This window comes from Desulfosporosinus sp. OT, assembly GCF_000224515.1.
Taxonomy (GTDB): Bacteria; Bacillota; Desulfitobacteriia; order Desulfitobacteriales; family Desulfitobacteriaceae; genus Desulfosporosinus.
Genome location: NZ_AGAF01000263.1, coordinates 43,417 through 56,633, shown reverse-complemented (window position 1 = coordinate 56,633; position 13,217 = coordinate 43,417). Strand labels below are relative to the sequence as shown.

The 13,217-nt window shown below is 41.7% G+C and carries 14 protein-coding genes; 8 read left to right on the top strand and 6 right to left on the bottom strand.

Annotated elements, in window-relative coordinates; all coding sequences use genetic code 11:
* Positions 1-477: 477 nt before the first annotated feature.
* Positions 478-1,368, top strand: coding sequence for a LysR family transcriptional regulator (locus DOT_RS25430; RefSeq protein ID WP_009624476.1), 891 nt, complete (start codon positions 478-480; stop codon positions 1,366-1,368).
* A gap of 118 nt (positions 1,369-1,486) precedes the next feature.
* Here the strand turns inward: DOT_RS25430 and DOT_RS25425 are convergent, their stop codons facing one another.
* From DOT_RS25425 to DOT_RS25415, 3 genes are all read right to left on the bottom strand, one after another.
* Positions 1,487-2,647, bottom strand: coding sequence for a C4-dicarboxylate ABC transporter (locus tag DOT_RS25425; protein ID WP_202798726.1), 1,161 nt, complete (start codon positions 2,645-2,647; stop codon positions 1,487-1,489).
* A 263-nt stretch (positions 2,648-2,910) separates the two neighbouring features.
* The gene (gene bshB2, locus DOT_RS25420; RefSeq protein ID WP_009624474.1) at positions 2,911-3,579 is read right to left on the bottom strand and encodes a bacillithiol biosynthesis deacetylase BshB2; all 669 of its coding nucleotides are present in this window, start codon (positions 3,577-3,579) and stop codon (positions 2,911-2,913) included.
* Positions 3,580-3,651: 72 nt separating this feature from the next.
* Entirely contained in the window at positions 3,652-4,002 is a 351-nt protein-coding gene (locus tag DOT_RS25415) for a DUF1806 family protein (protein WP_009624473.1), read from the bottom strand.
* Between the two features lie 353 nt (positions 4,003-4,355).
* Between DOT_RS25415 and DOT_RS25410 the strand changes: the two genes are divergently transcribed.
* The 5 genes from DOT_RS25410 to DOT_RS25390 all read left to right on the top strand — a co-directional run bounded on the left by DOT_RS25410 (position 4,356) and on the right by DOT_RS25390 (position 9,297).
* Positions 4,356-5,588 (top strand): hypothetical protein, encoded by a 1,233-nt coding sequence (locus DOT_RS25410; RefSeq protein ID WP_009624471.1) that lies wholly within the window; start codon positions 4,356-4,358, stop codon positions 5,586-5,588.
* Between the two features lie 87 nt (positions 5,589-5,675).
* Positions 5,676-6,416, top strand: coding sequence for an ATP-binding cassette domain-containing protein (locus tag DOT_RS25405; RefSeq protein WP_009624470.1), 741 nt, complete (start codon positions 5,676-5,678; stop codon positions 6,414-6,416).
* The gene (locus tag DOT_RS25400; RefSeq protein WP_009624469.1) at positions 6,388-7,140 is read left to right on the top strand and encodes an ABC transporter permease; all 753 of its coding nucleotides are present in this window, start codon (positions 6,388-6,390) and stop codon (positions 7,138-7,140) included. Before DOT_RS25405 ends, DOT_RS25400 begins: the two co-directional genes overlap by 29 nt.
* Before the next feature lie 9 nt (positions 7,141-7,149).
* Positions 7,150-8,580, top strand: coding sequence for a HAMP domain-containing sensor histidine kinase (locus DOT_RS25395; RefSeq protein ID WP_009624468.1), 1,431 nt, complete (start codon positions 7,150-7,152; stop codon positions 8,578-8,580).
* A 15-nt stretch (positions 8,581-8,595) separates the two neighbouring features.
* Complete coding sequence (locus tag DOT_RS25390) at positions 8,596-9,297, top strand: response regulator transcription factor (protein WP_009624467.1); 702 nt, start codon at positions 8,596-8,598, stop codon at positions 9,295-9,297.
* 51 nt (positions 9,298-9,348) lie between these two features.
* Here the strand turns inward: DOT_RS25390 and DOT_RS25385 are convergent, their stop codons facing one another.
* The 3 genes from DOT_RS25385 to DOT_RS25375 form a co-directional block, all read right to left on the bottom strand.
* The gene (locus DOT_RS25385; protein WP_009624466.1) at positions 9,349-10,035 is read right to left on the bottom strand and encodes a Crp/Fnr family transcriptional regulator; all 687 of its coding nucleotides are present in this window, start codon (positions 10,033-10,035) and stop codon (positions 9,349-9,351) included.
* A 178-nt stretch (positions 10,036-10,213) separates the two neighbouring features.
* Complete coding sequence (locus DOT_RS25380; RefSeq protein ID WP_009624465.1) at positions 10,214-10,525, bottom strand: pyridoxamine 5'-phosphate oxidase family protein; 312 nt, start codon at positions 10,523-10,525, stop codon at positions 10,214-10,216.
* A gap of 291 nt (positions 10,526-10,816) precedes the next feature.
* Positions 10,817-11,443 (bottom strand): nitroreductase family protein, encoded by a 627-nt coding sequence (locus DOT_RS25375; RefSeq protein WP_009624464.1) that lies wholly within the window; start codon positions 11,441-11,443, stop codon positions 10,817-10,819.
* Between the two features lie 264 nt (positions 11,444-11,707).
* Between DOT_RS25375 and DOT_RS25370 the strand changes: the two genes are divergently transcribed.
* Positions 11,708-12,643 carry a trypsin-like peptidase domain-containing protein gene (locus DOT_RS25370; RefSeq protein WP_009624463.1) on the top strand — a complete coding sequence of 312 codons (936 nt, stop codon included), beginning with the start codon at positions 11,708-11,710 and terminating at the stop codon, positions 12,641-12,643.
* Between the two features lie 240 nt (positions 12,644-12,883).
* Positions 12,884-13,204 (top strand): metalloregulator ArsR/SmtB family transcription factor, encoded by a 321-nt coding sequence (locus DOT_RS25365; RefSeq protein ID WP_009624462.1) that lies wholly within the window; start codon positions 12,884-12,886, stop codon positions 13,202-13,204.
* Positions 13,205-13,217: the final 13 nt, after the last annotated feature.

Genomic DNA, 13,217 nt, shown 5'->3' with positions numbered 1-13,217 from the left:
AATAAACAAAAGAACCGCGTTAGGCGGTTCCGCAAGGTCCTCAATCCATGGTTGAGTTTAGTCGCAAATGAATTCAAGTATGTCTTTAACGTCAGAGGAAACCTTGTAAAAATTACTTATTTTACCTAACAACTTAATAATATCATTTGAGTTGCTTCATGTCTACTTAATTTATTTTAAAATGAAAGACTGATGAATAAAAGCTTCATAAAATCTCTATATAATTTTCACGGATAGAGTTCAATTTCTTGATACTATACCCATAGAGGTAAATTATGGTGATAGAAATGGCGGCTAGTGTTAGTTATGCCGTGAGAGATTATAAGCTAAACATAAGAACCAGGTACGGGTTTAAGATTAGTCGTGTGTTATGGTATAGTATAGTTTCACGCCACCGCGACGCTGAAGCAATTATAGTGGAATTAGCAGATAAGTGAATTGAACTGGTAGCAATTCGTTGGAATAGAGGTATCAAAGATGATCAACGATCCCTTGAAAATATTTGTAACTGTCGTTGAATATAAGAATTTCTCCCGTGCCGCTGAAGAACTCTATTTGTCCCAACCCAGTGTCAGCTTGCAAATTCGCAATTTAGAAAATGAACTCGGTTCGAAGCTCATGAATCGCTCTTCAAAACACTTGGAGCTTACTCAATCGGGCGAAATCTTCTATGACTATGCCAAGCAGATGTTACTTCTATATGACAAAGCAAAAGAAGATATCGACCAGTTAACAAATGTGGTTACAGGCTCACTGAAAGTTGGCGCAAGTTATACACTTGGAGAATACATTTTACCCTTTGTATTGGCCGAATTTGCGGCTCAATTTCCGACTGTGAACATAGAAGCGTCAATCGATAATACGGAGGAAATTACTCAAGCAGTTCGAGCCAACCACTTGGACATTGCTCTTGTGGAAGGGGAAGTAACCCATTTAGATCTTGACATCCGTCCTTTAATGGAGGATGAGATTATTTTAGTGGTTCCCAACCAACATCCCTTGGCTAGGCTTCCAATAGTTACTGCAGATCATCTCCAGGATCAAGTGTGGATTCTTAGAGAAAGCGGTTCTGGAACGCGGTCATTCTGTGATAAGCTTATTTCAGATTGGGGAATTAACGTTAAAAAGACCTACATCTTTGGAAGTAGTCAAGCTGTAAAGCAGGCAGTAGTGGCCGGTCTAGGTATGGCACTTGTCTCATGTTGGATTGTTCGAAAAGAATTAAATGCGAAGGAATTGACAAGGGTTTCGATTAAAGGCAAGCGACTTGCTCGTTCATTTTCTTTAATAAGATCGAAGAATCACGAAATGTCCAAAGCAATGGAGGTTTTCACGGAACAGCTCTTCTCACATGACCTACTTACCTAATTAAATGGACAATTTACCTCCGGAAAATGGATAACTAAAGAGCCGATTACTCTTTGGGAGTAGTCGGCTCTCTTTAAGTAGATTATGTGCTCTCAAAGCCCTTTGGTATTGAAGATCTTCAGGCTTTTTGTTGGATCAAAAGATGAAGATGAGGGGATCGCCAACGCAGCAAAGATCCGTTATAAACGCCAACGAGGGTTTTGATTAAGACAAGACTAAAGAATCCTAACAAAGCGATCAATTGTATCAATCCAGCTATTGCAAAGAACGAATGCCCTAATAGATGGTTCAAGGCGTAGGTTCCAGTTGTAAAGCTGCCAAGCGGGAAGACGTAACTCCACCAGCCCAAGTTGTAGGGGATTTTACTTTTTATGTCCAGAAGATGCACAAGAGAGTAGAGACTGGCGATCATGATCCACCAGATGCCCACTCCCCACATCGAAACAGCAAAGAGGATACCTAGAGCATAAAATCCGGCGTTCCAAGCACCAAAAATGGGTTGAGTGACAAGGGGAAGAGTGCAAAAAATTGTCATAGACATCCCTAGAGGACCGATTTCGATCCAAACGCTCGGGGCTAAGCTCCCAGCAATCTTACCTTGATAAACAAGCCGAGAATAATATAAACTGCTGATCATGATAAATAGGAAAAAAGTCATGCCAAACATTGCCAAAATGAGCATAGCAAAAGAAAACTGATAAGTAGAAGAACTCCAAAAGGGGATAAGATTAGCACCTGTAGCTGCGGCTACAATGGGGGGAACAACTGGAATTAGCCAACTGGCATGGGTTTCCTCAACGGAAACTTGGTGGGTGACAAAGAGTAAATAAGGTACAATAACGACAGTAAACAGAGCAACTACAACTCCGCAAAGCCAGATGACTTTACTGATCAAGATAGCAGTTGGCGGAGTAAGCATGTGCGTACCGATGACAAGATAGTCATTTCCAATCACATTGATGCCCATCGCTAAGGCACCGTAAAAAAGGATCTTGCTCGGGTCGGAAAAATCCTTTAGTGCCTCGTCAGTGTGGCGTATCCATCGCCACAACCACAAGCCAAGAGCAATGGTCAAAACAACATTGTCGACAAGAAAGAAGGCCATGCCGATCAAGTGTTGTCCAGGGAGAGGAATGGGCGATGTATAAGTCAGAGCAGCGACAATGCCAATTCCCATAACTACGGTGAACCAATTAGTGCCAAATTGGCGGGCAACGGAAGGGCGTTTTTCAGGTTTATCAATTAGGGGACGAAATAAGGCAACTTGGGATGCTAGCACAGTCATTTCTCCAATCCTAGGTTATATCGTGTTGACGACTAAGATAAGAATGCCAGGTTCGTCTACAACCTCACTATACTGTCTCTGGTAAGGTAGAGCAATTCTGATTTCGAATACAAAGTATTAAAAAAATGAAGGTTTAAAACCTGGGGATTAGCAAAAATGTTAATAGAATGTCAAAGAGAATAACATAAGCCAGTAACGCTCCTTTAAGAAATGTAAGGGAGGTTACTGGCTTTTATGATAATCTTAGCGTGGCCGTACTAGAAATGGTAGGTCCAAAAAGATTCACGCCTGAGCATGTGGCTATAAGAGTCCTTCGACGATGGTTTTTTTAACTGTCCATTGGCAAGGCGCCCAAGAACTAGTTGTGATTGAGTCCTGTGCGCCCGGATCGCAGCCAGCTTCACTTCAGCCATGTCAGAAATGTCGTTGACGATATCTGGTGGGCCGAGCACATCCTGACAGTCACGGGCAAAAGCGTGAGCATGCACTATCGGGCGTTCCTGATCAGAAAGACGAGAAATAGCACGAATGGTTACATCGCCAAGAGCATTGTGATCTGGATGTACTGCATAACCGGGATAGTGGGTAAGGACCAGGGAGGGCTTGAGCTCGCGCAGGATTTGTTCAATTCTATCGGCCAATAGTTCAGGATCTTCAAACTCAATCGTTTTATCGCGTAACCCAAGTTTAATCACCTTTTGGATGCCGATAGCCTGGCAAGCTTTCTCCAATTCTGTTTCTCGAATTTTAGGTAATGACTCACGGGTGGCAAAAAACGGTTTTCCCATATTGCGCCCCATTTGGCCTAAAGTACCGCAGATATAAGTGACCGGAACCCCCGATTTGGCAAATTGTGCTATAGTTCCACCACAGCCAAACGTTTCGTCGTCTGGATGGGGAAAAACTACAAGAACGTGTCGTTCCAAGAATTATTCCTCCCACGTTAATCAAAATTTACGGCAACGTCTGAACCCCGTTGCGGTGTTCAGGCGACGGCTTTACAGTTCAAATGGGTGCAAACTGAGTTCCAGAGCTACAGCCAGTCGCCCCTCTTGATCATGACCGGCGAGTAAGAGTTGGCCTTCTTGCTCCATCTCAAAATCAGTTAGTCCTTCGGCGTAAACCCAGCCGAGTTCCATCTTGAGCCCGACGCGATATGGACCGTCACCTGTGATGATCCCTCGTCCATAAGAAATGCGACCATTGCGAATATACGCCCCTACAGTCATATTGCTCTCTCGGTTATGGGCTGCATAGGCTCCATTGGTCGTCTCTAGGTGGAGGTATACATCTCGGTTTAGAAAACTGTCCAGCGCAGGTTGTACAATCGACTTATCTATTGGGTTCATGAACTATCAATCCCTCCACCAATGATTTAATTTGAATTTCTTCGTGGCATTAAGTGTAAATCTTCGCTTCAACTACCCATGGCAGATTCAGACTAATGAAGGATTAAACCTATGCTTTGTCCTCATTATATACCATTTTTCTTGTTATTTACACCAGCGTGGTTGCGCAGGCAGGATTCCTACCGGAAATCTGGTTGGGGGAAGCGATTGCAGAACGGATGAGTCAAAATATTTGTGTTAAGTAGAAGAAAAACAGTTTATACTTTGTTAATAAACTGTTTAGGGAAAATCAAGACCATTAGGTTAGAATATCCTTAGGAAGCTTCCACAAATATAGTTGAGGGGTTGAATGAATGAAGGTTAAAAAGAAAACGGCAATGCTCGTTAGTTTTACACTGGGGACTCTGTTATTAGCGACAACTGCCCTAGCAGACATTGTCACAAAAAGCGGGTATGACCAGTTAAAGGATGCTCTTAAAGTGACTGCTGAGCAGAGCAGCGACAAATTTGACAGTTTCACAATGGATTTTTCTATTGCGATGAAGGACAATGGGACAACGCTGGGGACTATAAACGAAATTCATAAGTACGACAGAAGTAAGAGTGCGTCAGAAAACATTTCATCTCGAGAACGTATTAACGGAGATAATGACAGTTCCCAAACCTACTCAGATAAGACGACCTATATCCGAGTTTCCGAGAGTGATCCTACTTACTATGTGACGGAGTATCCCCAGGAAAGAAAGGAAGAAGCCTTTTCTAATCCCTTCAAGGAAGATGGGGCAGATGACATAGAAAAAATAGCGGACGCTGTCGTTGGCAGTCTGAAAGATCATGTAGTCGTCACGGAGAACTCAGACGGCAGTAAAGGGCTCGTAGGCTCTCTAACTGAGGTGCAGATTCCATCCTTGGTTAATGCAGTGGCTTCATTTCAAATGAAGCAAGAATTCAACGGTCGTCAAGATGATCTACCCCATCTCACCAAAGATGTTTTTGTTAAAGAAGTTAAGGGTACCGCCAAAGTTAACAAAGACGGTGTGCTGGAAAGCATCTTAGGATCTGCAGTGCTGTCTGGTAAGGATGAGCAAGGAACGGTTCATGAGATATCGGTTGAAGCTTTATTCAAAATTTCAGACATTAACGCCACAAAGGTTAGGAAACCTGATCTTACAGGGAAGAAAGTTGTTAAGGACACTGCAAGAGAGTACGGATCTGAAATTACTAATCCTGAAAAGTTTGTTGGCAAATTTAAAAATGACATTTTGCTCGAAAAGGACGATAAGTTTGTTAAAGTGGGAGAACAGATTATGGAGATCTCACATTTTGATAATCAGACCCTTACAGGACAATATTATGAAGTATATAAGCCAGGATTTGAAGAATATGCGAATAGCGAGCGCAATTTCAAATTTAACGCTAAAAAGTCAGATCAGAAAAATTCCTCGGAATTTGAATACACTACAGAATCTGGCAGTAAGCGAAGCATTTACGTTGATGGTCATTCAGGACAGGTGTATTTAAATGGGGTCAGTATGTCCAGGGGGAATCTGATTCTAGATTCATCCTTTAGACCAGATTTAGAGTAGTTTAAGTAGTTTATATAAAAGGGAGAGCGATAGCTGCCGGGAGAATTCCTGGCAGCTGTATTAGGTGTTCACTAGGGAGGAAAAGCCGTGGAAAAAATTATTGAGATTGAAAATTTAACCAAGTCCTATGGAAATGGACGAGGTATTCAGGATATTAATCTTGATATAGTTAGAGGAGACATCTTTGGTTTTCTGGGTCCAAATGGAGCTGGAAAAACCACAGCCATGAAAATAATGACAGGACTCATCCGGCCAGATCGTGGGGATGTGAAAATCTTCGGACACAGTGTGACGGAAGAGTATGAGTTAGCGATGGAAAAGGTAGGTTGTCTTATCGAAATCGCAGAATCTTACGCTTATCTTAGCGCCTTTGATAATCTGAAGCAGCTGGCTCGGTACTATCCTGAGGTCGATCATCAACGGATTGAAGAAGTGTTAGAGCTGACAGGTATGAGCAAGTATAAGCATGAAAAGCCCAAAAAATTTTCTCTCGGGATGAAGCAGCGCCTAGGTTTGTCGGCAGCAATATTATCCCGACCTCAGGTCGTCATTCTTGATGAACCGCTGAACGGTCTCGATGTCGAGGGAATGATCGATATTCGCAGGATGATCCACCATTTGGCGGAGCAGGAACAAACCACTTTTTTCATCTCTAGTCATCTGATCCATGATGTAGAGCTGACCTGCAATCGTATCGGGGTGATCTACAATGGAAAAATGCTCAATGTTGAGAGTACTCAGACTATCTTGAACAACTATGCGACTTTGGAGAATTATTTTGTAAGTGAGGTAGAGAGAAATGGCCGTGTTTCAAGCTGCGCTCGTTAATGAAATCGAGAAGCTCTATAAAAAGAAAAAGGCCCTGGTGGCGGTTTTGCTTTCTCTGGCTGTGATTGTCATAGGGCAACTGGCTATTGTCGGAGTGAGAAGTGGCTTCGGACTCCGAGGAGCGGGAAGTGTCGAATTTCCGATGCTCGTATTATCGGTGGTGGTCAACACCGTCCTGCCGCTCTTTACGGCCTTAGTTACGATAGATAGTTTTTCAGGAGAGTATTCTCAGAACAGTATGCGCATCACCTTGACTCGACCAGTAAGCCGATTTAAGATCTTTACCGCCAAAATTACGGCTATCGTGCTATTTATCTTGGCTATGCTACTATTACTACTCATCTTTTCGATGGTGGTTGGATTTATGTTTAATACAAATTCCGCAACCTGGGACTCTTTGGGCCGGACAGTGTTTTCCTATCTTGTTAGTTTGCTGCCTATGGCTGTTTTGGCTTTAGGAATTGTCCTGTTAGCCAATCTCTTTAAGAGTGGAATATCCGTCTTTTTCATATCCATTTTGGCCTTTATCGTCTTTAAAGTTCTGGGAGTGCTCTTTTCTCAGTATTCAAGTCTATTCATGACAACGCAACTTGACTGGTATAATCTATTTCTGGTAAACTCTTTTCCACTAGGAAAAATTATGCGCCAATTTATGATCATGCTCGGATCGGGTATAATGCTATTTACAGCAGGTTTTTACCTATTCGATAAAAAGGAATTTTAAGGTGACATTATGAACCTCAAAAAACGCTTGATTTTAGCCAATGCTGCAACAGTAATCATTCCTATGATTGTTACTGTTTTTATTGCTTTGGCTGTTCTTTTTGTTGTCGGTAAATTATCGACTCATGATGTATCGTTCGAAAACTACCAGAAGTTATCAAAAATTAAGTTTGAGCTCATAAATAGTGAAGCCAGTATTTTGCAGCGCACACCTGAGGTGGTAGAGCAAGAAAGCTTTCAAAAGCATCTCCAGGAACGGCTGGCAGAAATTAATGGAGAGCTCATGATGCTTAAGCAAGACAAGGTCATTTTCTCTTCCCGGAATTTCAGTAAAATTGATGTGGCTAAGTGCTTAGAAGCAGGAAACTTGCAGGGGGGAAGAGAACTTGTCGTTATCGGCGATGTTTCTTATACTGTGGAACTGATCAATCTTAAGTTTAAGGATAGTTCCCAAGGGAGCGTGTTATTACTTGCCCCTGTGGATCGATCCGTTGCGAATCTGACAAGTTTCCTCGTATTGATAGGTGTTACATTTGTTCTAACATTTATGCTCAGCAATATTGTGGTTTCGTATCAATTTTCTCGAAGTATTATCACGCCGCTTCAGGATCTGCAACGTGCGGCGGCGGAAATTAGTCGAGGAAATCTGGATCACCCGATTGTGGAGGTAGGGGATCAAGAGATTCAAGCGTTGTGTCGCGATCTTGAACTCATGCGAATTAAGTTAAAGGACTCAGTGTATACTCAATTAAAGTATGAGGACAACCGCAAAATGCTTATTTCCAGTATCTCTCATGATTTAAAGACGCCTGTGACCTCAATTCAAGGGTATGTGGAAGGTATCTTGGATGGTATAGCCAATACTCCTGACAAAAGGGAGCGCTATTTAAAGACGATATCTTTTAAGGCTCACCAAGTTGACCAAATGATTGACGATTTGCTGCTTTATGCTAAGCTCGATCTCAACCAAATTCCCTTTGATTTCGAAAGAACGGACATCGAGGAATATCTTAAACTCTGTGTACTCGAGAGTGAACCAGAATTAGAAAACAGTCAAATTCAGATTTCATTTCATAGCGAGTTGCGTGAGAAACAACAACACGTCTTGTTAGACCGAGAGAGAATGAAACGAGTGATTATGAATATCCTGGATAATTCTCGCAAATACATGAGTAAAGATCGAGGCGAAATAAAGATTTTGCTGAGAGACACTGCTGCCAGCCTGATCATTGAACTGCGAGACAACGGTTCAGGGATCAGTGAAGAGGATTTGCCCTACATTTTTGATCGCTTCTACCGATCAGACGCTGCTCGAAGCAAAGGAAGCGGTTTAGGCCTGGCTATCGCAAAACATATCATCGAAGGTCACAATGGAAGAGTATGGGCGGTTAGTCACGGGGAGGAGGGTGCCAGTATCATGATTTCGTTAAGTAAATCTTGATACTGGAGGATAGTAATGAAGAAAAAGATCCTAATTATTGAAGATGATTCCAGTATTGCTGAATTACAAAAAGACTATCTCGAAGTTGCTGACTTCGACGTCAGAGTATGCGCCAATGGATTGGAAGGCTTAAGAGAGCTTCAAGAACATGAAGTTGATCTACTGATTTTGGACATCATGCTCCCTGGGATCGATGGTTTAGAAATTTTGCGGAGTATGAAGGAGGATAAAGATATTCCGGTTCTCTTAGTATCGGCCAAAAAGGAAGAAATCGATAAAATTAAAGGGTTAAGTCTGGGGGCCGACGATTACATCACGAAACCATTTAGTCCAGGCGAACTGGTCGCTCGAGTTAAAGCCCACTTAGAAAATTATGAAAGAATGAAGCATCGCTTTAGCCAGGGTGTTAAGAAGGGGAATGCATTGACGATTCGGGGGCTAAAAATAGAAAAAGACTCCCATAGAGTCTTTGTTCTTGGTCAAGAAGTAAGCCTGGCTCAGAAAGAATTTAGCTTACTCTTGTACTTAGCGCAAAATCCTAACAGAGTGTTCGGGCGAGAAGAACTATTCGAACGTATCTGGGGGTTAGACGCCTTAGGAGACTCCGCAACAGTTACAGTACACATCGCGAGAGTGCGTGAGAAAATTGAAAGTGATCCATCTAACCCTCAATATGTAGAAACAGTTTGGGGTGCGGGCTATCGATTTAGGGTCTAGAAACCGCATTGGTTTAGTATGTAGGCCACTAAAAATGTTAGGAAGCAGTTATTAATCAAACGTATGAGTACTGATGCAAGGGTCATTTTTTAAGACATAGTATCTCTCTTCTCGATCAATTATGTTTGCTGCTTTTAACTCTTTAAGTGCCTGGATGGCCATTACACGTGAACAACCAATTAAATCAGCTAATTCTTGCTGGGTAATTTTTAAATCGATCAGCGTTGAGGTTGACGTTTTTCGTCCGTACTGTTCGGCGAACCGGTAAAAAAGTCGTAATAATCGCTCTTTAACCGTCAGTCCAGTTTCTTTTCCTGAATTCAACATAGTTTCATAACGTTTTTGCCCCAGGTAGCCAATAATCCTCATGGCAAACGTAGGGTCTTGTTTGATCAACGCCTCAAATTGTAGTTTACTGAAACTGCAGATACAAACCTCTTCCATGGCGATAGCACTTGAATGCTCGGGTTGATCTTGATATAGGGACAACTCACCTAGGACTTCACCGGGACCACAGATATCAAGAATTGTTTCATGGCCATCCACGGATGTTTGGGTAAGTTTCAGTTTTCCCGATTTAATGAGGCAGATGGTGCTTGTATTCTCTCCTTGACGGAACAGGTAATGTCCCTTAGAGAACTTCTTTTTTTGTGTACAATGACACAAGTCCATGATTTGATTTTGGGCTAGCCCTTTAAAAAGATCTAATTCCTGGAGACAGATGATACAATGTTTCATATTTTCTCCTCCTTCTCCATTATTTTTACATGCTTTTTACATACTTTTTACTTTAAGGACAAGAGATCAATGGTTCCATAAATAGATTCTATCAAACAATGGCCAACTCTACTATAAAAAACCAAAACAATAATAATCCCGCCTATATTGGCGGGATTATTATTGTTTTGTCAATTTTCTACAGGAGCACCTCAACTTTTTCAGCCTTAAACAAAACCAGTTTTTCTTCTATGCAGGCTTTGCCTGAAAGCCTAAAGCCTTTGGGCCCACCGTCCATGGTTGCAATGACAACCTGCATCATTCCGTTGGCTTTGATGTTCTGCTGGGTAATCTCCATCTTATAAATACCAAATCCCAGGATGTCCTCATCTCTGATTTCCGCTACTTTTCCCACCACGATCATATGTGGTTCACCTTGGGCGGAAACCGTAGTGAGGGGAACGAACGGAGCCTTTGCTATCGTATCCTTAATTTCTTGAGTTATAATCATGTCAAAATCACTCCTTAAAATTATTCGTAGAGTATGTTCTTTTTTACTAAAGCGTTGTAAGTACTTCTATTCTCCTCTCTGAGCTAAGTTATGTCTCAAGTAATTGGACGTAATAATTTAACTCGTCTTACCTAATTTTAGCATGGGGCTTAAAAGAAAAAAGTTAAATAATTAACATAAAGGCCTTTGTTTTCAAAAATCTTTAGGACACTTAGGAAACAAAAAGAGCAAGAAGCGTTAGCGTAGCTCCTTGCTCTTTCTTCTTTCCCCGAGTTGTCCACTTCGACTAGCTTAAACCTCTTTAAGTAAGATCTGACTTAGCTCAATTCTAGGGCGAGCTTTGGGGTTTTGGTCAGGATAACCGATGGGGATTAAGGCCACAACATTATAATTCTCGCCTAAATCAAGGATTTGTTTTACTTTCTCCTGGTCGAACATCATAATCCAACAAGTACCTAGGCCCAGGTCAACAGCTCGTAATGTAAGGTGATCAATAGCAATGGCAGCGTTTAAGCGAAGATAGGCTTCGGCGGTAGCTTGATCCATCGGTCTGCGCTTAGCGTAACTATCTGGGTCCATCTTATCGAGGGGGGTATCGGCGAAGGCCCCAGCTTCTTTGAGTTCTCGTGCCCGGGTACTCAGGCCTCCAAGCGATTCAGTGTCCACGCAGCAGACGATAACAACTGGTGCCTGACTGACAAACGGTAAAGGAGTAGCTTGGCTCAATTGGGCACGAACGGCATCACTCGTAATCACTACAAAGCGCGTCGGTTGTAGATTACTACCAGATGGAGCTAGTCGGGCAGCTTCAATAAGTTGGGTAATGAAGGCTTCTGGGATGTGTTCAGATTTAAATTTTCGAATGCTTCGTCTGGCTTCCATAGCCTCGAGTAATTCCATTAAAACATCTTCTTTCATTGCAAAGTTGTTTAGGCCTTTGGAGGTTACCTCAATTGATTTCCTTCTTGAGTTTGAAGTACTCATTGTTCTTAACGATTAGCCTGATAGCATTAATTTAATGCTTTTTCTCTATTATATACTATGTTTCTGTCAAGAGGCAGGAGAAAACGGTGATTGCCCGGCTTTTTGTATTTTTGGGATTATTTCCACGATCTTAGAAGGAATTTGAAGAATGGTGTGGAAATACATGTCAACAGGAAATGCAAGGAAGGGGGTGGAAAGATGAGTAATGATAACAATAATAGATATAAATATAGAATTTCCAGAGGTTATCCCAAAGCCATTCTAGGGCGGCGTCATGCTCGTATGATAACCTTATTTACCACGGGTTTAACTGGCTCACTTATAGGCGGGTTTTTATCAGCTGGAGTCGTTATTTCGGTGTACACTAACAAGGCTCAAACCAAACCGACCACTGGGGTTGTCTTGGGGCAACAGTTACCTAAGTCAATTGATGTCACCTATGATACTTCTTGTTATCCGGTCGTGGATATAGCTAAAAATGTTAGACCAGCAGTAGTGACTGTTTCTAATTTCCAGTCGGTCAATAGCCGTGAGTCTGCAATGGGAAACAATGAATTCAGTAATGAAATAAGCAATAACTTGATAGAAATAGGCAGTGGTTCAGGATTTATCATTGATGCTAATAATGGTTATATTGTAACTAATAATCACGTAATCAAAGGGGCCCAAAGACTGTTGATTAGCTTTGCCAATGGAAAAAATGTTTATGCTAAAGTCATAGGTGCTGATGAACGTTCGGATTTAGCAGTAATCCAAGTGAACAGTACTAGCAACTTAACCGAAGTAATCGTTGGGGATTCCTCCAAACTACAAGTAGGAGAACCAGTAGTAGTTATTGGTAATCCAGGTGGAGAAGAGTTTGCAGGTTCCGTAACTGCAGGAGTCGTGTCTGCTACTAACCGGCTTTTACAATGCGAGTCCTGTTTCAACTTAATTCAAACAGATGCAGCAATTAATCCTGGTAATAGTGGCGGACCTTTAATCAACTATCGTGGACAGGTAATCGGTATCAATTCTGCTAAGTTTCAACAATCAGATATTGAAGGAATGGGATTTGCTATTCCAATAACTGATGCTCTACCAATAATCCAGCAACTAATTCAGACTGGTTGCGCCAGCCATATGTCGGATTGAATGTAATGAAGTAATGGGATGAGGGCGAAGAATGGAATTTTTAAGTGGAAGTTAACGGGCAGCTGGCTTAAGTCGGCTGCTTTTCTTTTGTTTAGGTTGCGCTAACGTGATGGCATCCTCATATAGACAATTATCTATGAGGAAAGTATAATGAGGACATAGATGATTGTCTATGTTATTCGTTTAAAAATAGGAGGGTGATTTTGTGCCTTGAGCACAGCGAAAGGAAAGGGGACTATTATGAAGTATAGTTACGCAGAATATGTTTTGTTATTTAAGGCAATTGCTGATCCAACACGTCTGAACATAGTCGACTTGCTTTCTTGTGGTGAAATGTGTGGCTGTCAACTTTTAGATAACTTTAAGATTACACAACCAACCCTGTCCTATCATATGAGGATACTGTGTGAGAGCGGGCTTGTTAATGGAAGGCGTGAAGGGGCATGGATGTATTATAGTATCAATGGCGACGTCATAGAAACTATCTCTGAGTTTTTAACTGAGATTAAATCTAATAAAGACAAATGGTTCAGTAACATTAACGATCAATGTAATTGTTAGGAGAGGTGAATGG